The sequence below is a fragment of the Marinoscillum sp. 108 genome (assembly GCF_902506655.1).
GTDB lineage: Bacteria > Bacteroidota > Bacteroidia > Cytophagales > Cyclobacteriaceae > Marinoscillum > Marinoscillum luteum.
Genome location: NZ_LR734812.1, coordinates 134,403 through 156,706, shown reverse-complemented (window position 1 = coordinate 156,706; position 22,304 = coordinate 134,403). Strand labels below are relative to the sequence as shown.

The following is a 22,304-nucleotide window of genomic DNA, read 5'->3' as shown; positions in this document are numbered from 1 at the left end:
CATTTTGTATTTACTTGATTTATTGTGAGTTTTGCGATTCACTTACAGCCAAGGTGAGGCAAGAATTGTTAATGAAGGAATTAAGCGCTTTAAAAGCATTACTATCCACCCCCAAGAAAATAATTATAACCACCCACGCTAATCCTGACGCTGATGCCTTGGGCTCTTCTCTGGGATTATACCATTTTCTTAAAAACCGTGGGCACGAGGCACTTGTGGTCACCCCTACGGATTATCCTGACTTCCTGCACTGGATGGAGGGCAATGATGAGGTGGTGGTGTATGGTGAGAAAAACCATCAGCAGGTTGCTGAACTGTTCGAGCAGGCAGATCTGATCTGCTGCCTGGATTTTTCCGGACTCAACAGGATCAAGAAGCTGGGCGAAATGGTAGGCTCCTCCAAAGCTAAGAAGTTGCTGGTGGACCATCACCTGAACCCTGAGCAGTTCGCAGATTATGAACTTTGGGACAACAAAGCCGCAGCTACTGCGGAGCTGATCTACGACCTTATTCTGCTTCTGGATGGTAAAGAAGAGATTAATTTGGCCATAGCCGAGGCCTTGTATGCGGGCATCATGACCGACACAGGTTCGTTCAAGCACGGCTCCACCTCCGCAAAAATCCACCGCACCGTGGCTGAGCTGATGGAGATTGGCGCTGATGTGAATAAAATAAGCCGACTCATTTATGATACCAATTCATTGAATCGACTGAGATTCATTGGTTATGCGCTAATGGAAAAGTTGGTGGTGAATGTTGAATATCAGGTGGCCTACTTTGTGATCAGTGCCGAAGAGCACGAGCGATTTCACTTGAAAAGCGGAGACACCGAAGGCTTGGTCAATTATGCCCTTTCGATCAATGGCATTGTGGTGGCGGCCATCATCATGGAAAAAGGTGGTGAAGTCAAAATGTCATTCAGATCAGTAGGCGACTATGCTGTGAACGATATTGCCTCTGAGTACTTTAGCGGAGGTGGTCACAAAAATGCCGCTGGCGGCATTTCTGATTTAGGACTAGAGGAAACTGTAGAAAAATTTAAATCGCTGATTCCAAAATTTCAGCAAACCCATAACCAAAAAACAAAATGAAAAACATCTGGATATTGATCTTTCCGCTGCTGGTATTTTCCTGCAACAAAAACAATGATTTTACAACAGAAACCGGAGTGGAAGTATCCTGCCTGGTGAAGGGTGACGGCCTTGGCGCCCAAAAAGATTCTATTGTGGTTTTATACCTGAAAATAGTGGGAGCTGATGGTGAAGTACTTACCGAAACCACTCCTGAAAAACCATTGGCTTTGGCCTTTGACCCGGAAATGAAAGCCGGCAACCTGCAGGAGGTACTGAAAGAAATGGAAGTGGGTGATAGCGTGTTTTTCACTACAACGGCCAAAAATCTATTCGAAGAAACTTATCAGACACAGCTACCTCCGGATATGGACTCTGCTGCAGTGATGAGCATCAATATGAAATTTCATGCCCAAATGAGCCAGGAAGATTACCGTGCTTACGTGCAGGAAATGACTGAAAAGCAGCGTGCCAAAGAATCAGTGATTCTTGAAGAAAAGCTTGTTTCTGATGGCGAAACCATCGATGCCTATCTCGAAGAAAATGGCATTGATGCCATCACTACTGAGTCTGGTCTGAGGTACGTCATTACTCAGGAAGGTACCGGAGCAACTGCGCAGCCAGGTGACGAGGTGACTGTTCACTACGCTGGTCGTTTATTTAGCGGAGAGCCTTTTGACAGCTCTATCGAGCGTGGCCAGCCATTCAAATTCAATATTGGTCAGGGACGTGTGATCCCGGGATGGGACGAAGGTATCGCCTATATCAAAGCTGGTGGAAAAGCTACATTGTATATCCCCAGCCCACTTGGTTATGGCAGCAGAGGCGCCGGTCCTACCATTCAGCCATACAGTATTCTTGTTTTTGACGTTGAGGTATTAGAAGTTGGTCAAAACCAGTAACCTGCACTGATTAAAGCATAACCACATAACTTTACCAAAGGGGCAGGCTGATTTTAAAAAGCGAGAAATGAAAAACATAAAAGGTCAAGTAATAGCGGTAATGATGATCATTACCGCTTCCCTTTACTCCTGCAGGCAGGACACAATCGTCACCAGCGTAGATCCGGATGTTCAGCTCAAAGCTGACTTGAAGGTGATGGAAGCCTATGTAAACGCCAAGGGATATACCGATGTGGACACTACCGAGTCAGGAGTATGGTATGTGGTACTCGACTCAGGCAATGGAGCCGGAATCAATCACAACGACATTGTTTCGTTTTTTATAGCAGGCCGACTGACCGACGGTTTTCTGTTTGCCACCAACATTGATACCGTGGATATCAATAATGGTACTTACGACGAAGACCTTACTTACAACCCGATCATCTATACCTACACGGCTGACGGCTGGAACATTCCGGAGATCATCACCAACTTCTATAGCTATGAGCGCGGATACCGCGAGGGGCTTTCCAAAGTGTTGGGTATTTTGAAAGTAGGTGGTCGTGCGCAAATTATCATTCCATCCGGGCTGGCCTATTCCACCAATCCTCCATTTGGCCTGGGCATCCCGCGAAATGCCGTTTTGGTGTTTGACATCTACCCGAGTTATGTGCGGTGAAGGACATGAAAATCTACTTTGCCACCCACAATACCAACAAACTAAGAGAGCTAAGAGCACTCATTCCTGAAAATCTGGAGCTATTGGGTCTGGATGACCTGGGCCTGCAGGAAGAAATCCCCGAAACCGCAGATACCATAGAAGGCAACTCTGCCATGAAGACCCGGTATGTATTTGAGAAGCATGGAGTGGCCTGCTTCGGCGATGATACCGGCCTGGAGGTGGAGGCGCTGGGTGGTGCGCCTGGTGTGTACTCCGCCAGATATGCTGGCCCGGACAATGACAGCCAGGCCAATATGGACTTACTCCTTTCGAATCTCAAAAACGAGGAGAACAGAAAAGCGAGGTTTAAAACCGTGATCACCTACATAGATAACCAGGGCCATGAGTACCAGTTTACGGGCATTGCCAAAGGTGAGATCATCCGTGAAAAGACCGGGGCACAGGGTTTTGGATATGATCCTGTATTTTTACCTGAAGGTGAAGACCGGACTTTTGCTGAAATGAGCGCTGCTGAGAAAAATGCCCGCTCCCACAGAGCCCGGGCCTTTGAACAACTCATCCAATTTTTGAAAACTAAATAACATGTCAAAACCTCTGATCATAGGAATCACCGGTGGAAGCGGATCAGGCAAAACGCTGTTTCTGAAGCAGCTCATGGAGAAGTTTGAAGAAGGAGAAATTAGCTTACTCTCTCTGGATAACTACTACAAGCCCCGCACAGAGCAGCCACTGGATGAGCGAGGGGTGGAAAATTTTGACCTGCCCGAATCACTCGATCGGGAGCGGTTTTCCAATGACCTGAGAAAGCTCAAGCAAGGTGAAGACATAATCATTCAGGAATACACCTTCAATAACGACGAAAAGAAACCCCAAACTATCCACATCAAGGCCACACCGATTATTGTGGTAGAAGGCATCTTCACTTTTTACTATGAAGAAATACTGGACCTGCTGGACCTGAAAATTTACATTGAAGCACCCGACTATCTCATGCTGACCAGGAGGATTACCAGAGATGCCGAAGAGCGTGGGTATGACCTAAGTGACGTGCTTTATCGCTTTCAGCACCATGTGACTCCCGCTTTCAAAAAGTACATAGAGCCTCTCAAACATGAAGCAGATGTGCTGATCCCTAATCACAACGGCTTTTCTGTGGGTCTGGAGGTAATCGTTTCTTACCTGCGCCAGAAGGTCAATCAATAATTTTCTGATTGGACTAAGTAATTAATTGTATTTCAGTAGTTTTGTCGCGCTTTGAAACCAGGCGAAAGTAACATATCGAGCTTTTTATTCAGGTCATTGGTGATGCTGGGACTAATTGTGGGCTTTTTAGCCATCACAGTGACCACCCCTATCACGCCACAACTGAATATAGAAGAGCTGGCTCAGGTAGACAATACGCCTACTGAAGAAGAGCAGCAACCTGAGACTGTTCTCAGGGCTTTCGATGCAATCCCTGTCACAGCCCATGTAAGCCTCACCCACGAATTTCTGCTCATAGACATCCTCCCCAGCTTTGAGAGTCTTGAAGAAGATATCACCGCTGGTGAGGAAGCAGTATGTGCTGGCAGCAAAGTACTGAAGATTCTTTTCAGAAGAATTATCTCCCCCAACGCACCCTAGTCTGCCCACTGCAGACCAGAACCGCCTTTTTTAGATTACCCGATTTTTTCTTAAAAAAACATACTTAACACCATGAAAAACAAAGGATTTGTTGTTTCACTAACAATCGTTATCTCCTTGCTGTGTATCTACTATTTGTCATTCACATTTGTAGCACAGAAGATCCAAAAGGAGGCAACCGAAGCTACTACTGATGCTAGCGGTAATATCAACTTCGCTGAAAAACAGCGATACCTCGATTCTATTTGGAATGAGCCCGTGTACAATCTGCTTGGGCTTGACTACACCTATCAGGACATCAAAGAGACCGAGCTTAATCTTGGCCTTGACCTTCAGGGTGGTATGCACGTGACATTGGAGGTTTCTCCGGTGGACATTCTTAAAGGACTGAGTGGAAACAATCAGGACCCTGATTTCCAAAGTGCATTGATCACTGCCAAAGCCAACATACGTGGCACTCAGAACAACTATGTGGATGAGTTTTACCGTGTGTTCAAAGCAAGCGCTCCGGACAAGTCTTTGGCTTTTATCTTTTCGAATACTGCCAACAGGGGCCGTATCAGTCTCAACTCTACCGATGACGAAGTACTGGACATCATCCAGGCCGAAGTAGAAAGTGCCATCGACCGTTCATTCAATATCCTGAGAACACGTATCGACAGATTTGGTACTTCACAGCCGAACATCCAAAGACTTCAGGGTACAGGCCGTATCCAGATAGAGCTTCCTGGTGTAGACAACCCTGAGCGGGTAAGAAAACTGTTGCAAGGTGTAGCCAAGCTGGAGTTTTGGGAAGTACACGAAATCAATGAGATTTCGCCAACCCTTCAGGCCATCAATGACCTATTGGTAAAAGAGCAAAAAGCTACTTTGAATCCTGAAGACCTGACGGCCAGCACTGAAACGGTGCAGGAAGACCTATCACTCCTTACTGAGGATGACAATGCATCAGACACTGCGGACACCACTGCGCTGGCAGAAGGTGACTCAGCCGCAAGCAACCTTGACTCGGCACTCAACAGCCAGGTTTCGCCCTTATTTTCTCTGATCAAGTCTCAGTACGGACTGGTTTACGATGTGAAAGACACTTCTACCATCAACAGAATCCTCCAAAGAGAGGATGTGAAGTCAGTCATTCCTTCTAATGTAAAGTTCCTCTGGTCTGTGAAGGCCATCAAGAGCGAAGCAGTAGGTTCTCCTGAGCTACTGGAGCTACATGCGATCAGAACTTCCCGCACGGGCAAAGCGCCACTTACAGGTGAAGTCATCACAGACGCCAGACAAGACCTGGATCAGCGCTCAAGACCCGCTGTGAGTATGCAAATGAGTGCCGCAGGAGCCAAAACATGGAGACGACTGACCGCCAGCAATGTGGGAAGAAGAATTGCCATTGTACTGGACAACTATGTATACTCTGCACCCAATGTGGAAGGTGAAATCCCGAACGGAAACTCTTCGATCTCTGGAAGCTTCACCATTGAAGAAGCCAAAGATTTGGCCAATATCCTGAAAGCTGGTGCACTACCAGCGCCTACCACCATCGTGGAAGACGTGGTGATCGGACCTACCCTGGGTAAAGTAGCTCAGGAGCAAGGGATAATTTCCATTGTGGCTGGTTTGGGTATTGTGATCATTTTCATGGTCTTCTATTACGCCAAAGGAGGTCTCATTGCCAACGTGGCATTGTTCTTCAACATCTTCTTTATCATGGGGATTTTGGCACAGCTGAGTGCTTCACTCACACTGCCAGGGATTGCCGGTATCGTATTGACCATCGGTATGTCCATTGATGCCAACGTACTTATTTTTGAGCGTATCAAGGAAGAGCTTAGAAACGGCTCAGGGCTGAAAGCAGCGATAAGCACAGGATATAGTAAAGCATACAGTTCTATCATAGATGCCAACGTGACCACATTCATCACAGCGATGATTCTCTACATACTGGGACAGGGACCTGTGAAAGGCTTTGCGATCACTTTGATGATCGGTATTGCCTGTTCATTCTTCAGTGCGGTATTCATCACCCGTGTGATTGTGGAAGCCTTCTCTAAGAAAGGAGACAACTCTAAACTTTCATTTGCCAATGCCTTCTCCAGAAATGCATTGGTAGGATTGAATATCGATTTTCTGAGCAAGCGTAAAATGGCTTATATCTTCAGCTCGACGTTTATTGCCGTGGGTATTGTGGCTATTTTCATCAAAGGACTTACACTGGGTGTGGATTTCAAAGGTGGTCGCTCGTATGTGGTGACTTTCACTGAGGCCGCTGTACCTTCAGCACTTAAAGCTTCTGTGGCCCCTTACTTTGACAATCAGGGTACCGAGGTGAAAACCTATGGAGCCAACAACATCATGAAAATCACCACGTCATACCTGATAGATGATGAAACCGATGCTGCAGATCTTAAAGTAAAGAATGCTCTGATAGAGGGAATAACTGCCTCTGGACTTACCTACAGCACCAATGCTGACCTGGGCCCGGATTCATTTACGATCAGTAGCTCTTCCAAAGTGGGCGCGACCATAGCCGATGACATCAAAAACTCATCCTATGAATCAGCCCTTTTCGCTCTCATCGCCATATTCCTTTATATACTCATTCGTTTCCGTAAGTGGCAGTTTGGGTTGGGTGCGATCGTAGCACTGTTCCACGATACACTTTTTGTGCTCTCAGCCTTTGCAATTGTCTCACTTTTTGGGATTACCTATGAAGTAGATCAGGTTTTTGTCGCTGCCATACTTACCATCATTGGTTACTCGATTAACGATACTGTGGTAGTATTTGACAGAATCAGGGAGAACCTGGGTATCAAAACCGGTAGCGAAATGAAGAAAGTATTCAACGAGTCACTCAACAGCACCATTAGCCGTACGTTGATTACCTCTATCACCACACTTATCGTGGTACTGGTACTTTTCATCTTCGGTGGAGCTGCTTTGAAGGGATTCTCTTTTGCATTGTTGATCGGTATCCTTATTGGTACTTATTCTTCGATCTTCATCGCCACACCAGTGGTCATAGATCTCAATACTAAAAAAGACGCTAAGGCAGTAAAAGCCTGATAAGCGAAAGAACAATCATTATGAGAAGGGTGTCCACATGGGCACCCTTTTTATTTGGTTCTGTGTGTAGGTATAAATTGGGATAGGTTTTCTAAGCAGATAATTGCTAAATTTAGGAAAAACTACATAACCTATGGAACCTGAACATCGCTATCGGTTTATATCCTATAGTTTATTCCTTGCTTCTACTTTCCTCATCCTTTTTGTCCTCGATCGTTTTTTTGGATTCCACTATGCCCCTGACGAACATCGACTCAATCAAAAGCCGAAAGTGGAAAGCAGTGTAAAAAGCCATGGTGAAACCGCCGAACCTGCCATAAAACCTGAGACTATACCTGAAGATCAGCCGGAATTTGAAAGCCCGACAGGAGATGCAGAAAAGGAAGCCAAGGAAACTTCTGAGGTACAGAGCTCATCAAAGAGCAATTTTTTTCAAACTTTGAAAGCTAACTATCAAGCAGAAGTCCTAAGCCAACTACCCCCTAACAAGGCAAGAACTGACATAGTAATCCGATACTACCAACATGCTCCTGATGGCAACAGCGCTTATGCACTTCAAAAATTGGGATTTTATATTCACGAACGTCCGGTAGATCCTGAGCTTGCCAACTATCAATCAAACGCCATTTACTTTGGGGAAAATGTCAAATTGGAAGACATTCAGATCGTAGGGCTCACGCTATTGAGCGAAGGCCTACCGGTCAAATTGATCAAACCTTCACGTTTTGGAGACTCCTGGAAGTCTAACTCCATCGAAATAGGTACCGACACCACCCTGATTAACCAACCTACTCTTACCTTTTCTGAAATAGAAAACCTCGCGATTTAATCCTGGAGTACTTTTTTTGAGGTTTTTCACCCCATTTACTTCCCAAATAGGTTACACTTTGGTTAATATTATGCCATCTAACGCCTCATAGATGAGAAAATTTTTTGCCCTGACGATTTTTCTGCTACACGCTACCTACCATTTCGCACAGCCCATCGAAACACTGGTCGTAGATGAGCTCACCGAATATTTGGAACTCAGACCCCAGGAAAAAGTATTTTTGCATACCAACAAGCAGATCCTCGCTGCCGGAGAGACACTCTGGTTTAAAGCCTACCTGACGGATGCCAACACCTTGAAAGCCAGTAAACTGAGCAAAGTACTCAATGTAGAGCTCATTGATCAGAATCAGCGCATACTATATTCCCGCGTTCTCAAGCTGGAAAATGGCAGCGGGTTTGCCGAAATAGACCTTAGCGACTCCCTCCCTGATGGGGATTATTTTCTGAAGGCATATACCAATTATATGCTCAATTTTGATCGGTCACTGCTCTATACCCAACCGCTCAAAATCATTAACAAATGGGTAGCATACCCTAAGGCTGAAGATCCTCCGACAGCCTTTGATGTACAATTCTTTCCTGAAAGCGGGTATTTGGTTAGCGGGTTGATCACCTCGGTGGGGTTCAAAGCCATCAACGAAAAGGGCCTTGGTGTAAGCATTTCAGGAGAAATCGTGGATGATCAGGCCAACAAAATCACTGATTTTCAAAGCCAGTTTGCAGGCATGGGCTCCTTTAAACTAATCCCGACTATCGAGCGAACGTACACAGCGCGTGTTTCGTATCAGGGCTCCGTTTTCGAATTTCCCCTTCCAACAGTACGCCCAAACGGAGCCATTATTCAGGTAACTCCCGCCCTGGAAAAAATGACCCTCAAGGTCCTGACCAAAGACTATTCTCTCGAAAATCACTTCCTGCTGGGCTACCAGCGTGGCAAAGCCGTCATGCTTTTGAAACCTGATCCTACCAACAGCTACATGTACTCCTCCTTTTCTACCGCGAACCTGCCTACCGGAGTGGTCTATTTTACGCTGTTCGATGCTAACGGACTGGCCATTGCTGAGCGGCTTTCATTCATCATGAGTCAGGGTGACCCCACGTTGACTATTGAAAACACAGAAAAAAATGCGAACCGGAGTAAAACCAGCGTTTCTCTGTCCATGGATCACCTCGGAGAATATAATGGCCTGGCAGATTTGTCGGTTTCCGTGTTCAAGGCTTCATTGGATCTCCCAATGAAAAACACTATTCAAACCCACCTCCTTTTATCCTCAGACCTAAAGGGGCACATAGAAATGCCACAGTATTATTTTGCTGATGTGGACATGGAAAAAGTGGAAGCGCTCAATAATTTACTACTTACACAAGGATGGAGACGTTTCAAATGGGCCACAGTGATCAACAAGGATTTACCCGAAATCCAGCACTTTCTGGAGCAACATCAGAGTATCAGCGGGCAGCTCTTTAAGTATTACAACCGACAGCACTCCGCCCCCGGCAACGTCAGCCTGACGGTACTCGAAAACCCACTGATCAACGCTACTGTAGAAACCGGGGAGGACGGTAGGTTTCAGTTCGCTGGCCTGGATTTTCAGGATACTGTATCCATTATCCTGCAGGCCCAAAAACCCGGAAAAAAGGCCAAAAAGGACCCCACTAAGGAAAAAAACGATGCTTACTACATCAAAGTGAACCAAAGAAAAATTCCTCCTGTGGTAATCCCACTAGTCCCCATTCCAGAAGCGGAAATGGATGATGCCATCTCAGATGCGGAAGCGCAAATGAACAGGATAAGAGAGATTGAGGCGGCCTTTTCAGAAGGTGGTGCCATCATGCTGGATGCCTTTGAATTTAAGTCATCCAAAAACCCTTATGACGATCCGGTAAGCAGCCGAGCGCTGATGTACAACAACCCCACCACAAGGGTGGAGTTGGATTCTATGCCGGTGGACCCTCGTCTGGGCGCTGCCAGTATGGCTGATGTCTTCAATGCACTCCAGATTCCAGGGTTTAACACCACCACCATGCAAAGCCGTGGTGCCTCCACCTTTTCAGGGAGCAATACAGTTGCTTTTTTCTATGACGGTATGCAGGTAGACAAGGAGTTTGTCATGCAGGACCTTTCGCCCAGCGATGTTGGTTCCATAGACTACTTCACGGGCGCCAAGGCTTCTATATTCGGGGCTGTAGGTGCCAGTGGCGTGATCGCCATATATCCACGCAGCGAGCAATCCTATGCCAATCTGGATGTAGTGGGGATCACCAACTTCAAACTCCCCGGATATTATCAGCCACGAGAGTTTTACAGCCCAAATTATGATGTGATCACTGAAGAAAAACCAGATTACCGGGCCACCCTGTACTGGAACCCTGCGGTTCAAACCGATCAGAACGGAACCGCCACTTTCAGTTTTTTCACCTCCGACGAAGATGCCGAGTACCTGATAGAAGTGCAGGGTCTTACCTCAGATGGGAGTCCCGTTTTCAGACAGAGCTATCTGATCGTGGAGTAGTCGTAAATGTTAAAAAATCCTAATTCCGGTTTCCTGTCATCTTTTTGTCAGACCTTTGTGCTGTGAAACCGACGTTCTTGTTTCTGGTAATTTTAATGTCGCTGGTACTGAAAACCGTGGCACAGGACGAGCACCCCGTTATTGGAGTGCTGGTGGACTCAGCCACTCGCCAACCGGTGCAGTTTGCACATGTAACCAACTACTCCACCAATCAGCTCACCGTCACCAATGTCCAGGGCCGGTTCCGCATTCCGGCGAGTGTAGGTGATACCATCGTGTTTTCCATTGTGGGATATCAAACACTTGGCTGGATCGCCCGGCAGGAGTGGCTGGACAAGGAAATTAGCCTAGCCCTTCCCCAGGATACCCTTTTGCTGAATGACGTCATCGTACAAAACATTCCCACAGAAGAGATATTCAAAAGAAAAATACTCAACTACCAGCCCGAAGACACCTCCTTCTGGTATCATGGGATGCCCTTGCCTGTGGCCAAAGAAGACCCCATGCTCAATGAGAAAACGATCAAAAATCCATTATACATGGCCACACATCCACTCTCTGCCATGTACTACAATTTCAGCAAGCAGGAAAAGGAGAAGCGGAAATATCACCGGGTCATCCAAAATGAACACAGAGAGCAACGTGTATCTGCCAAATTTTCCAGGGAATGGGTACATGAAGTAACGGCACTGGAAGGTAACGAACTCACGGATTTCATTTTTTACTGTGACTATTCTCTGGATTATCTGGACAAAACGCCTCTTTATCTAATTCGGGAAGATCTGCTGGCCAAACTCACCGAGTTTAAACGTGACCAGCGAGGTTGAATGTGCTGGACCCAGCCTTGTTGAAATTTTCAAGTCTCAAACATTTTTTATTATCTTTCGAGTTGGATTCAGGCCACACCGTGAAAAGACTCATTGCTTTAGGCTTTCTTACACTCTTCCTACTCTACCATATAGGGTATCTGGGTTACTATTGGTATAGCATGAAGCAAATCAATGAAGAGTGGCTCGTGCGGGTGGATGTGACTCCTGATATGAAACACATTTCGATCCCAATTACGCTGCCTTATTGGTCTGATCAATCCGAATATCGCCCATCGCATGGTAGCATCACCATTAACGGTAAACAATACAGAACGGTTCTCGAAAAATATTCTCAAGATGCCATTCACTTGATCGTGGCAGAAGATTACGCAGTGCAGGAGCTCAATCAATCCATCTCAGATTGGATAAAAATGATGAATACTTCTGACTCGGAGCATTCCGGAAAAGTGAATTTGCTCAAGTCAATTGCCAAAGATTATCTGGCTGATACCCATGACCTACTTCCTGAAAAACTTTTTAAGCTAACAGAAACATCATTTTTCAGTACCTCTGACATGCTCACAGAGTGCTATTCTACCATCACCACCCCACCCCCTCAGGTTTAAAGATTCATATCTCGTCTTATTATTTTTTTGAATCAATTCATCGGCAAAAATTCACTGAAGATGGGTGTTTGTACGATGCACTAAAACCTAAACAATGAAAAATTCATACCTAACCATAGCAGGTATCCTATGCCTGTACCTATTATCCTACAATCAGATCCACGCACAAGGATGCGTGGCCATACGCTCCGGATGTGGAGCCAATGTGGGCGGTGGAGCTTCCTTGCAAAAGGGCCAATGGCAAGCCGGAACCAATTTCCGTTACTTTCATTCCTACAAACATTTCCGAGGGAAACATGAAGAAACTAACCGGGTAAAAGAAGGATCAGAAGTGATCAATGACTCATTTTTTCTTGACTTCCTGATGAGCTACGGCCTCACAGACCGACTATCGCTCAATGTAGCTCTCCCTTTTGTGCACCATAACAGATCGTCCCTATATGAGCATGGTGGCAATCCCAAAGAAGATGACATATCCACTGTAGAAAATGAATTTTGGGCTGGAGACAGACACGCTACCAGTAGTGCGGGACTGGCTGACATCAGGCTGGGAATGACCTACTGGCTACTGGATCCTGCGGAAAGTACCGGAACCAATGCATCTATTGGACTGGGGATGAAATTTGCCTCGGGTGACTATCGTGCTCAGGACGAGTTTTATAACCAGGGAGACAATAAGGATCAAACCATCCTCTCCGGTGTGGATCAATCCATCCAACCCGGTGATGGGGGCTATGGAGTTACTTTGGATGTGCAAGGCTACCATACCCTCTCCAATGGGGTGGTCATCAGCGCCAACCTCTACTATCTTTCTAATCCTCGTGAATATTATACCCTGGAAACCAGAGGACGAAGCAGAGACTTCTCTGTCCCAGACCAGTATGCTGCCAGGCTCGGAGCCCTGGTGATGACACCTATACATGGCCTGTTTTTCTATGGTGGTGGCCGACTGGAGGGGGTGCCTTCCAGTGACCTGATAGGAGGCGACGAAGGTTTTAGAAGACCTGGGTATGCGATCTCTCTGGAGCCAGGACTGACCTACGGCATCAGAAATACGGCCTTCAATCTTACAGTACCTGTGGCCGTGGAGCGAAACCGCACCAGAAGTTTTTCAGACAAAGAAAGTGGTGGACATGGTGATGCCGCTTTTGCCGACTACCTGATCAATTTTAGCTTTTCCTACAGATTTGGGAAAAGCACTCCGGTACTGGAATCAATTCAATCGCCAACGGGCATTTAACAACGACTACTTCTTTACTATTATGATAACCCAATAAAGCCTGTTTCCGCTGGATTCAGGGTTTTTCTTAGACCTAAAAAGGGCCTCCGATTGTTATCGGAGGCCCTTTTTTTAATGGCTTATATTTTCCCAGAACTTAGCTTCCGCATCCTACGCATTCAATTACCTGGTTGGCCGGTTTGATACCATCCCGCGTCATTTTCAGGTTGTGGATTTTGTCTCTGATGTCCATATCCTGAAACATGTCGCCGGTTAGCTGGCCTTCGAGGGTTTTGATCTCGTTTTCTAGTTCTTGGTGTGTCATGATGAGTATATTTTTTAGTTAATACAATTTAAGCATAAAAATGATTCGCTCCGATTAGTCATTGATCAAAATAATCGCTTTCTGCAAAGCCAGGTTATTGGGGTATGTCACTTTCTGGCCTTCATCGTTTTTGATTATAATGGAAAACATGTTAAGGTCGTTGACAATGCCCTCAATGGAATTGTCGCCATCCACAATGCGGATCCGGTCTCCAATGCGATAAGGAAAATAAAAAAACAACAGGATGGCCGCAGTGATATTACTCAGGATGGACCAGGCCGCAAACAGGCCGATGCCTGCCACGGTGAAGAATGACAAAAAGTAAACAGAAAGCCCCTCAAATGAAATATCCCAGGTCAACCCCAAGAGCAGGAGGATAAACACCACCAGCACAAACCGAAAATATTTGGTGGTATAAACCACGCGTGGTGTGGATATTTCTCTTCGCTTCCCATAGCGCTTGATGAGTCTGGAAGTCACTTTATTGAGGATGGCATACAGCAGCACCAATGCAGCTGTGATCAGAAGCTGGATGGTCAAACTATCCGTTGATTTGAGAAACTCAATAAATTTCATGACTGCAAAAGTAATTCCTGAATCGGCAACTCCACCACACTGCTCCGCATATTGACCACAATACCTGACTAAAAAATTTCGTTTAATACATATAATCTTTTCTCACCTAAACCATTACCTCATGGAACTCAAGAAAAATGCAGCGTACGATCTGGAGCCTAAAACTCCACTATTCTTCAGCATTGGCCTGGTTATCGCCCTGGTGCTGGTCACAGCGGCCTTCGAATGGCGCGGCCAGTACGAGCCCCTTGATTTGGGATCTCGTGAACCTGTCTGGGAACAGGCCTATATAGTGCCAAACACGGTGATCCCGGCCCCCAAGCCACCTGAGCCAATGCCTGTGAAAAAGCAGCAGGTAATCACCCAACCACCCATTATCGTGGAGGGCAGTGAGCTGGAATCTTATATTGAAGAGACAGAACCCATAGACGACATTCCATTTGACGACATCCCGATAGAGCCATCGCCAGAAGTGGACAACAACGTGTATATGGGCGAGCTTATCGAGACACAAGCCAGCTTTCCGGGAGGGTTATCTGCATTTTATGAGTATGTGGCCACCAATATCAAGTATCCTAAAAGGGCAAAGACTATGGATGTGACCGGGACTGTCTATGTACAATTTATCATAGACAAAGACGGATCCCTCACAGAATTAAAGACGCTGAAAGGAATAGGACTCGGCTGTGACGAGGAAGCCATAAGAGTGCTCGAAAACAGTCCCAAATGGAATCCGGGCAAGCAACGCGGCAGAGCTGTGAAAGTACGAATGGTGTTACCGATTACTTTTTCTCTGGCACATTAAAAACTTAAAGTGATCACTACAGAACTTCATCAGGCGTATTCAGTTCTGTCAATCCCGCTCTGAACACCTACAAACTTTCCATAATTAAGTACGTATATTTGTACAACTAAAATGGACGAAAGATGATAGCAGCAAATTATTCAGAGTTTAGAGCGGGATTGAAAAAATACCTTGATCATGTTGAAGAAGATAATGAAACCTTAGTGATCAAAAGGAAAAGCGGGAAAGGCACGGTATTAATTTCACTCGAAGAGTACAACTCTATCATGGAGACCCTGCACTTACTCAATTCCAGAAAAAATGCCGATCGCCTTTATGAGTCCATCGAGCAAATGAAATCAGGTAAAACCCACAAGCCAAACCCTGAACAACTAAAGTGACGCTGGTTTTCACAGCAAATGCCTGGGAGGACTATGTCTATTGGCAAAAGGTTGACAGAAAGATGGTCAAAAAAATCAATGACCTTATTAAAGTCATCAAAAGAACACCGTTTGACGGCATTGGCAAGCCCGAGCCCCTTAGGTATGATCTTGCCGGACATTGGTCCAGACGGATTGATTTAGAGCACCGACTTGTTTATCGGGTAAGCGGGGATGAATTACTGATTTATGCCTGTCGCTATCATTATGACTGATTAAGTCAAGGTCGCTGCACTGCCAACCAATCTACCTACTCACCTTCCAGCCATTCTGGTAGTTGGCCATCAGGTATTGATTGGCTTCCGGGTTGTTCTTAAACTTCCCTGCCTCCTGGTCCCAATAGACCTTCTCTCCGGTTTTAAAAGCTATATTTCCCATTTGCGCATTGATGGCGGCTATACTCCCTGAATCGATCGGTGTATTGAGCAGCCCTGGATCGTTGGCTTTCATAGCTGCCACAAAGTTCTGCGTGTGCATGTCCAGGTAATTCTCTGCGTCAGGTTTGGTCACCGGCGCAACAGGGCTCATTTTTGATTCCCCTTTGTTAGAGTATCCGATTGATTCGCGTTCCACGAGAACTTCCAGACCGGATCGATCCACCACCAAGGTGCCATTGTTGCCAATGAAAGCTATGCCCTCACGGCGACCGTATGGCCCATAATCGATACCGGTGGCGTGCTCCCACAGCATGTTGAAGTCTTTATACTGATAGATCGCCTGCAGGGTGTCTGGCGTTTCGGAAGCATCATCAGGATAGGCCAGCTTGCCTCCGGAAGCCACCACCGAGATCGGGGCCTTCTCCTCCATGATCCAAAGGGCAATGTCTATTTCGTGCACGCCCCAGTCGGTCATCAGCCCTCCGGCATAGTCCCAAAACCATCTGAAATTGAAATGAAATCTGTTTTGATTGAACGGTCTGGCTGGGGCAGGACCGAGCCATGTTTTATAATCTACCCCCTCTGGCACCGGCCCATCAGATACCACCGGAATGGCACCCATCCAGCCCTGATATGCCCAGGTCTTCACCACCCTGATCTTGCCCAGAACTCCCGACTGCACAATCTCTCTGGCCTTCCGATAATGCGGACCACTCCGCTGCCACTGACCAGTCTGCACCACCTTGCCTGTGTCACGGGCAGCGTCTACCATGATTCCGCACTCTTCAATGGTATTGGCCACTGGCTTCTCTACATATACATGCTTGCCAGCTCGCACGGCATCCACCATTTGCTTGCAGTGCCAGTGATCAGGGGTGCCGATGACTACTGCATCTAGTTTCTTATCATTGAGAAGCTCCCGATAGTCTCCATATTGTGTGGGTTTGTTGGTTCTCAGCTTTTGGTAATCCACCAGCCTTTTCGCAATCACACCCTCATCCACATCGCAAATACCCACCAGGTCCACTTCCGGCATTTTTAGCAGGGAATTGGTATCGGACCATCCCATGCCATTGCAACCAATTACCCCAATATTGATCTTATTGTGTTGGTTGATCCCGCCTCTGAGAATGTTAGGAAAAGAGAGTGCTCCGGCAGCCAGTGCGGTGTTTTTGACAAATGTGCGTCGTTTCATGGGTTTGGGTTAGTGGGTGATCAATCAATTTTCAACTTCTTAATTTATTGATTTTCCATGAAACCCGCTTTGAAAAAACATCAAGCCAGATCCGATTCCCAATCAAAGTCCCCGGCCTCTTTCTCCTCGTCCTCTTCCAACTGTGTCTGCTCGATCCGGTCCTCCTCACGCAAGCGATCATCCTGAAAATACACATTGTGCCAGGCAATCATAAACCCAATGGTGCATACCCAGAGAAACCTGCGAACCGTATGCATAAGTGATGAAAATCTATTTGCGGACATAGGTGCAAAAAAAGAAGCCAGCTTCGAAGGCTGGCTTCAGGTAAATTTTACTCAACTTCTACCTCATCGAGGTTAATAAACTCTATCGTGTTGTTTTCAGATAAAGTAACACCGATTACGGCATCCTTTAGAATCTTCCCACTGAGAATATCCTTGGATAGCTCATTGAGAATCTCTCGCTGCAAAACACGCTTAAGGGGTCGGGCTCCAAACTGAGGGTCGAAACCAATCTTACCCAGGTGATCCAGCACCTTGTTATCCGCTTCGATCTTGATGCCATTCTCTTCCAGTCTTTTCTGAATCAGCTTAAACTGGATCGCAACAATCTTTCTCAGATCTGCCTTACTCAGCGGTCTGAACATGATGGTTTCATCCACACGATTCAGGAATTCCGGACGCACAGATCGTTTGAGTAACTCAAAAACTTCTTTTTTGGTCTCTTCAATCAATCCTTCAGCATTTTCATCCGTCAGGTTTTCAAACCGCTCCTGAATCAGACCTGAACCGATGTTGGTGGTCATAATGATAATTGTATTCTTGAAATTGGCCAACCGGCCCTTATTGTCCGTCAGTCGCCCATCATCCAGCACCTGCAGCAGGATGTTAAACACATCAGGATGCGCCTTTTCTATTTCGTCAAGCAGGATCACACTGTAAGGTTTTCTCCTGACTGATTCGGTCAACTGTCCACCTTCATCATAGCCTACATATCCTGGAGGTGCACCTATAAGTCTACTCACGGCGTGACGTTCCTGGTACTCAGACATATCTATGCGCACCATGGCGTTCTCATCATTGAAAAGGTAATCAGCCAGTGCTTTGGCCAGCTCGGTCTTACCTACTCCCGTGGTACCCAAAAAGATAAACGATCCGATGGGCCTTTTGGGGTCGTGCAGACCAGCCCTGCTTCTGCGAACCGCATCAGCCACGGCCATAATGGCCTCCTCCTGACCTGCTACCCGTTTACCCAGCTCTGTCTCCAAATGCAAGAGTTTTTCCCGATCACTCTGGAGCATTTTAGACACTGGTATTCCCGTCCATCTGGCGATCACTTCAGCAATATCCTCACTGTCCACTTCCTCTTTTAGCAGAGATTTTTCACCCTGCATGTCCGAAAGCTGTTGCTTGTAGGCTTCTAGTTTCTTTTCTGACTCTACGATCTTACCATACCTGATCTCTGCTACCAGACCAAAATCACCAGAGCGCTCTGCCTGCTCAGCCTCGGTCTTGTATCGTTCTATATTCTCTTTTTCCGAACGCAATCCCTGGATTACCGCCTTTTCGTTTTCCCACTTGGCTTTCAGCTCATTTCGCCTGCCTGTAAGGTCTGCAATCTCCTTGCTCAGCTCATTCTCCTTCTGCTTATCCTTTTCCCTGCGAATAGCCTCCCGCTCGATCTCGAGCTGCATGATTTTCCGGTTCAACTCATCCAATTCCTCAGGCAGTGAGTCTATTTCTATCCGAAGCTTAGAAGCTGCCTCGTCCATCAGGTCAATGGCCTTATCCGGTAAAAACCGATCAGAGATGTACCTGTTGGAAAGCTCTACCGCCGCTATGACCGCATCATCCTTTATCCTTACTCCATGGTGTACTTCGTATTTGTCCTTAATACCCCGAAGAATAGAGATGGCATCTGGAACAGATGGTTCATCCACGATCACAGACTGAAACCGACGCTCCAGCGCTTTATCCTTTTCTATATATTTCTGATACTCCTTGAGCGTAGTGGCTCCAATGGCATGGAGTTCTCCGCGGGCAAGTGCTGGTTTCAGTAAATTGGCGGCATCCATGGCTCCTTCGCCACCTCCTCCGGCACCGATCAGGGTGTGAATCTCATCTATGAACAAGATGATCTCACCATCGCTATCTGTCACCTCTTTGATCACGGCTTTTAGACGCTCCTCAAACTCTCCCTTGTATTTGGCTCCTGCCACCAGCAGTCCCATGTCCAGAGAAATAATGACCTTGGATTTTAACGTCTCAGGCACGTCTCCGTCCACAATTCGCTGCGCCATTCCCTCCACAATCGCCGTTTTTCCCACTCCGGGCTCTCCTAGCAGGATGGGATTGTTTTTGGTCCTCCTGGCCAGGATCTGGAGCATGCGCCTGATTTCTTCATCTCGCCCAATTACCGGATCAATCTTACCCTTTTTGGCCAGCTCGTTGAGGTTAATGGAATAGCGCTCCAAAGACCGATATTTAGACTCAGCATTCTGGTCAGTAACCTTATCTCCTCCACGTAGTTCCTTGATCGCCTTGATGAGTGGCTTCTCCTCAAACCCTACATCCTTCAACACCTGGGCAGTCTTATCACCCCCGGCAAGAAGGCCCAAAATAATATGCTCCACGGCCACATACTCATCTCCAAAATCCTTGAGGTACTTCTCAGCTTTTTGTAAGGCCTGGTGTGCCTGACTGGATAGGTAAGGTTGACCACCTGAAACCTTAGGATAGGTATTGATGAGCTCATCCAGCTTACCATCTAGCAGCTGCCTTGTGGCTCCCAGCTTCTTCAGCAAAAATGAGATCAGGTTTTCATCTGACACCAGGATCGCCTTCATGAGGTGACCGGTTTCGATGACTTGCTGACCACCACCGCTGGCTATTTCCGTAGCCTTTTGTAGGGCCTCCTGTGATTTTATAGTATAGTTATTGAAGTTCATCTTCGTATGATTAATACATTTAACTACTGTCTTGTATCTGCTGATTCACAAATGCTATTCCAATGAGCAAATTGGACTATTTCAAGACAAAATGACAGGGAAACACTCCTCTTTCAGCAAAAAGAAGCCAAGAAGGCAGCATAATCCAAGATCAGTCTGAATTTTCGGGTCAGCCACATGATTAATTATTCACAATAGATTTTTTTCCTGTATTTTTCAAAATCATCCAGTTTTAAGTTCACAGATCCAATAATCATGAAGAATCTATGCATCGTGTTGGCTATAGCCCTGCTGGCCAGCTGCCAGCCCAAATCAACTACGCCGGATCAGCTCCTACGAGTGCCTTATCAGAGCACCGCCATGAAGGTGGAACGTGATTTCTTCGTGTACCTGCCTGCAGGCTACGAAGAGTCCGAAAGGGATTTTCCGGTATTGCTTTTCCTACATGGAAACGGAGAACGGGGTGACGGGAAAGCCGAGCTGGACTATGTGAAAGCTCACGGCCCCCTTTATGAAGTTTGGGCCCAGAAAAAAGAATTGCCCTTTATATTAATTGTACCACAGCTCCCCATGTATGGGATGGATAGCCTGGCGGACTATATTAGAAATCGTACTCCTGATCAAATACCTCAGCGACTGGAAACAGGCGTGCCTCCTCGTCCAGGAAAGTTTCCCACACCTGAAATCATGAGCGGCGATCCTCAGGACACCTCTTTCAATGTTGGAGTGGAAGGCCTTCCAGTAGGGTGGCCAATGGTGGAAGATGACCTCCTCTGGATGATTGATCATGTGCTGACCAACTATAAAGCCGATGCTTCCAGGCTGTACCTCTCAGGGCTCAGCTATGGTGGGTTTGGCAGCTGGTATATGGCCAGCAAGCACCCCGATCTTTTTGCAGCAGTTGCGCCTGTAGTGGGCTGGGGACACCCCGGCCTCATGGAACCCATCGCCAAAAATCAAATTCCCGTATGGGCCTTTGCAGGAGGTAGAGATCCGGTGGTCAGGGCTAAATATTTCTATGCCGGTATCAACAAGCTGGAGGAATTGGGTCTAAAAGAACTAAGATTTACGGTGCATGAGGACATGGGTCATGATGCCTGGACCCGCATCTATGCCGGGGATGACTTATACAATTGGTTCCTGGAATTTGAAAAGGAATAAGATAACCTTCACCACAATATGACATCCAAAAAAGGAAATAAGGACCGCCGTGACTTTGTGAAAAAAATAGGTGGGTCCATGGCCATGGTGGGCACAATTGGACTGGCAGCCTGCACGCCTGAAGAAAAAAAATCCATCAACATCAATTTCAACAATACCTACAGGTGGAAAATGACCACTACCTGGCCCCCAAACTTTCCCGTGGTGGGTGAGGGCTGCAAAATGATGGCCGAATGGGTGAGGAAGATGTCTGGTGGTCGGATGGAAATCACTGTCTATGGAGGTGGAGAACTCATACCGGCCCTGGAGGGCTTTGATGCAGTGAGCAATGGAGCCGTTGAGATGAACCACGGAGCGGCATATTACTGGGCGGGTAAACTTCCGGCAGCACCCTTTTTTACCTGCGTGCCTTTTGGGATGAACGCTCAACAAATGGGCTCGTGGATCATTTCGGGAGGTGGCCAGAAACTTTGGGATGAGCTGTACGCGCCTTTTGATCTAAAACCTTTTATCTGTGGCAACACCGGAGTGCAAATGGGTGGTTGGTTCAATAAAGAAGTGAATTCTCTGGAAAGCCTTAAGGGATTGAAAATGCGCATGCCTGGACTGGGAGGAAAAGTATTTGCCAAAGCAGGGGGGACACCGATGCTCGTATCTGGTGGCGAGATTTATACCAATCTGGAACGTGGTGTGATTGATGCCACTGAGTGGATTGGCCCGTATCACGACTATAAAATGGGGCTCCATCAGGTGGCCAAATACTACTACTATCCAGGCTGGCATGAGCCGGGGCCGGTACTGGAGATGATCGTGAACAATACAAAATATCAGGCCTTGCCAGAAGACCTTCAGGAAATCATCATAACGGCATGCTATAGACTGAACCGCTGGATGATGTCAGAATTTGATGCCAAAAACGGGGAGTATCTCCTGAAAATACTGGAAGAAAAGAAGGTGGATGTGAGGCCTTTTCCTGACGAGGTGATGCAAGGCCTGAAGGAAGCCACCAAAGAAGTGCTGGAAGAGCTTACCGCTTCTGACCCCATGTCCAAAAAAGTCTACGAGCACTATTCCGCTTTCAGAAAGCAGATCAAGCCATGGATGGACATTAGTGAGAAAGTGTTCTACGATCAGATTGGATAATCCCTAAACGAATAAAAAAAGGCGGCTCCCTGGGAG

At 46.7% G+C, this 22,304-nt stretch carries 22 protein-coding genes; 17 read left to right on the top strand and 5 right to left on the bottom strand.

Features of this window, described 5'->3' with window-relative positions; translation table 11 throughout:
- The first annotated feature begins 71 nt into the window (after positions 1 to 71).
- From GV030_RS16365 to GV030_RS16310, 12 genes are all read left to right on the top strand, one after another.
- Positions 72 to 1,091, top strand: a complete 1,020-nt coding sequence (locus GV030_RS16365; RefSeq protein ID WP_159584293.1) for a bifunctional oligoribonuclease/PAP phosphatase NrnA — start codon at positions 72 to 74, stop codon at positions 1,089 to 1,091.
- Positions 1,088 to 1,972 (top strand): FKBP-type peptidyl-prolyl cis-trans isomerase, encoded by an 885-nt coding sequence (locus tag GV030_RS16360; RefSeq protein WP_159584291.1) that lies wholly within the window; start codon positions 1,088 to 1,090, stop codon positions 1,970 to 1,972. Before GV030_RS16365 ends, GV030_RS16360 begins: the two co-directional genes overlap by 4 nt.
- A gap of 67 nt (positions 1,973 to 2,039) precedes the next feature.
- On the top strand, positions 2,040 to 2,633 hold the full coding sequence (locus GV030_RS16355; RefSeq protein ID WP_159584289.1) for an FKBP-type peptidyl-prolyl cis-trans isomerase: 594 nt from the start codon (positions 2,040 to 2,042) through the stop codon (positions 2,631 to 2,633).
- 5 nt (positions 2,634 to 2,638) lie between these two features.
- Positions 2,639 to 3,217: an RdgB/HAM1 family non-canonical purine NTP pyrophosphatase gene (gene rdgB / locus GV030_RS16350; RefSeq protein WP_159584287.1), complete on the top strand. Its 579-nt coding sequence runs from the start codon at positions 2,639 to 2,641 to the stop codon at positions 3,215 to 3,217.
- Between the two features lies 1 nt (position 3,218).
- Positions 3,219 to 3,839: a uridine kinase gene (gene udk, locus GV030_RS16345; protein ID WP_159584285.1), complete on the top strand. Its 621-nt coding sequence runs from the start codon at positions 3,219 to 3,221 to the stop codon at positions 3,837 to 3,839.
- A 102-nt stretch (positions 3,840 to 3,941) separates the two neighbouring features.
- Positions 3,942 to 4,259 (top strand): hypothetical protein, encoded by a 318-nt coding sequence (locus tag GV030_RS16340; RefSeq protein WP_159584283.1) that lies wholly within the window; start codon positions 3,942 to 3,944, stop codon positions 4,257 to 4,259.
- A 72-nt stretch (positions 4,260 to 4,331) separates the two neighbouring features.
- Positions 4,332 to 7,322: a protein translocase subunit SecDF gene (gene secDF / locus GV030_RS16335; protein ID WP_159584281.1), complete on the top strand. Its 2,991-nt coding sequence runs from the start codon at positions 4,332 to 4,334 to the stop codon at positions 7,320 to 7,322.
- Between the two features lie 133 nt (positions 7,323 to 7,455).
- Positions 7,456 to 8,151 (top strand): hypothetical protein, encoded by a 696-nt coding sequence (locus GV030_RS16330; protein ID WP_159584279.1) that lies wholly within the window; start codon positions 7,456 to 7,458, stop codon positions 8,149 to 8,151.
- Positions 8,152 to 8,242: 91 nt separating this feature from the next.
- On the top strand, positions 8,243 to 10,666 hold the full coding sequence (locus tag GV030_RS16325) for a TonB-dependent receptor plug domain-containing protein (RefSeq protein WP_159584277.1): 2,424 nt from the start codon (positions 8,243 to 8,245) through the stop codon (positions 10,664 to 10,666).
- 95 nt (positions 10,667 to 10,761) lie between these two features.
- The gene (locus tag GV030_RS16320) at positions 10,762 to 11,493 is read left to right on the top strand and encodes a carboxypeptidase-like regulatory domain-containing protein (protein ID WP_221413400.1); all 732 of its coding nucleotides are present in this window, start codon (positions 10,762 to 10,764) and stop codon (positions 11,491 to 11,493) included.
- An 80-nt stretch (positions 11,494 to 11,573) separates the two neighbouring features.
- On the top strand, positions 11,574 to 12,101 hold the full coding sequence (locus tag GV030_RS16315) for a hypothetical protein (RefSeq protein ID WP_159584273.1): 528 nt from the start codon (positions 11,574 to 11,576) through the stop codon (positions 12,099 to 12,101).
- A 94-nt stretch (positions 12,102 to 12,195) separates the two neighbouring features.
- On the top strand, positions 12,196 to 13,341 hold the full coding sequence (locus GV030_RS16310; RefSeq protein WP_159584271.1) for a transporter: 1,146 nt from the start codon (positions 12,196 to 12,198) through the stop codon (positions 13,339 to 13,341).
- Positions 13,342 to 13,477: 136 nt separating this feature from the next.
- Here GV030_RS16310 and GV030_RS21500 read toward each other — a convergent pair whose 3' ends face one another.
- Together GV030_RS21500 and GV030_RS16305 are read right to left on the bottom strand one after the other, a co-directional pair.
- Positions 13,478 to 13,645, bottom strand: a complete 168-nt coding sequence (locus GV030_RS21500; RefSeq protein ID WP_185155831.1) for a hypothetical protein — start codon at positions 13,643 to 13,645, stop codon at positions 13,478 to 13,480.
- Positions 13,646 to 13,699: 54 nt separating this feature from the next.
- A complete protein-coding gene (locus GV030_RS16305) occupies positions 13,700 to 14,221 on the bottom strand; it encodes a mechanosensitive ion channel domain-containing protein (RefSeq protein WP_159584269.1) in 522 nt (173 codons plus the stop codon).
- 121 nt (positions 14,222 to 14,342) lie between these two features.
- Between GV030_RS16305 and GV030_RS16300 the strand changes: the two genes are divergently transcribed.
- The 3 genes from GV030_RS16300 (at position 14,343) to GV030_RS16290 (ending at position 15,660) form a co-directional block, all read left to right on the top strand.
- On the top strand, positions 14,343 to 15,026 hold the full coding sequence (locus tag GV030_RS16300; RefSeq protein ID WP_159584267.1) for an energy transducer TonB: 684 nt from the start codon (positions 14,343 to 14,345) through the stop codon (positions 15,024 to 15,026).
- A 122-nt stretch (positions 15,027 to 15,148) separates the two neighbouring features.
- Positions 15,149 to 15,406: a type II toxin-antitoxin system Phd/YefM family antitoxin gene (locus GV030_RS16295; RefSeq protein WP_159584265.1), complete on the top strand. Its 258-nt coding sequence runs from the start codon at positions 15,149 to 15,151 to the stop codon at positions 15,404 to 15,406.
- Positions 15,403 to 15,660 carry a Txe/YoeB family addiction module toxin gene (locus tag GV030_RS16290; protein ID WP_159584263.1) on the top strand — a complete coding sequence of 86 codons (258 nt, stop codon included), beginning with the start codon at positions 15,403 to 15,405 and terminating at the stop codon, positions 15,658 to 15,660. Before GV030_RS16295 ends, GV030_RS16290 begins: the two co-directional genes overlap by 4 nt.
- 31 nt (positions 15,661 to 15,691) lie before the next feature.
- On the opposite strand, the gene GV030_RS16285 is transcribed toward GV030_RS16290, so the two are convergent.
- The 3 genes from GV030_RS16285 to clpB all read right to left on the bottom strand — a co-directional run bounded on the left by GV030_RS16285 (position 15,692) and on the right by clpB (position 19,964).
- A complete protein-coding gene (locus GV030_RS16285; RefSeq protein WP_159584261.1) occupies positions 15,692 to 17,017 on the bottom strand; it encodes a Gfo/Idh/MocA family protein in 1,326 nt (441 codons plus the stop codon).
- Between the two features lie 80 nt (positions 17,018 to 17,097).
- Entirely contained in the window at positions 17,098 to 17,274 is a 177-nt protein-coding gene (locus tag GV030_RS16280) for a hypothetical protein (protein ID WP_159584259.1), read from the bottom strand.
- 74 nt (positions 17,275 to 17,348) lie between these two features.
- Complete coding sequence (clpB, locus tag GV030_RS16275; protein ID WP_159584257.1) at positions 17,349 to 19,964, bottom strand: ATP-dependent chaperone ClpB; 2,616 nt, start codon at positions 19,962 to 19,964, stop codon at positions 17,349 to 17,351.
- A gap of 255 nt (positions 19,965 to 20,219) precedes the next feature.
- Here clpB and GV030_RS16270 point away from each other — a divergent pair, with 255 nt between their 5' ends.
- Positions 20,220 to 21,125 (top strand): prolyl oligopeptidase family serine peptidase, encoded by a 906-nt coding sequence (locus tag GV030_RS16270; protein WP_159584255.1) that lies wholly within the window; start codon positions 20,220 to 20,222, stop codon positions 21,123 to 21,125.
- 18 nt (positions 21,126 to 21,143) lie between these two features.
- On the top strand, positions 21,144 to 22,268 hold the full coding sequence (locus GV030_RS16265; RefSeq protein WP_159584253.1) for a TRAP transporter substrate-binding protein: 1,125 nt from the start codon (positions 21,144 to 21,146) through the stop codon (positions 22,266 to 22,268).
- The last annotated feature ends 36 nt before the right edge of the window (positions 22,269 to 22,304 follow it).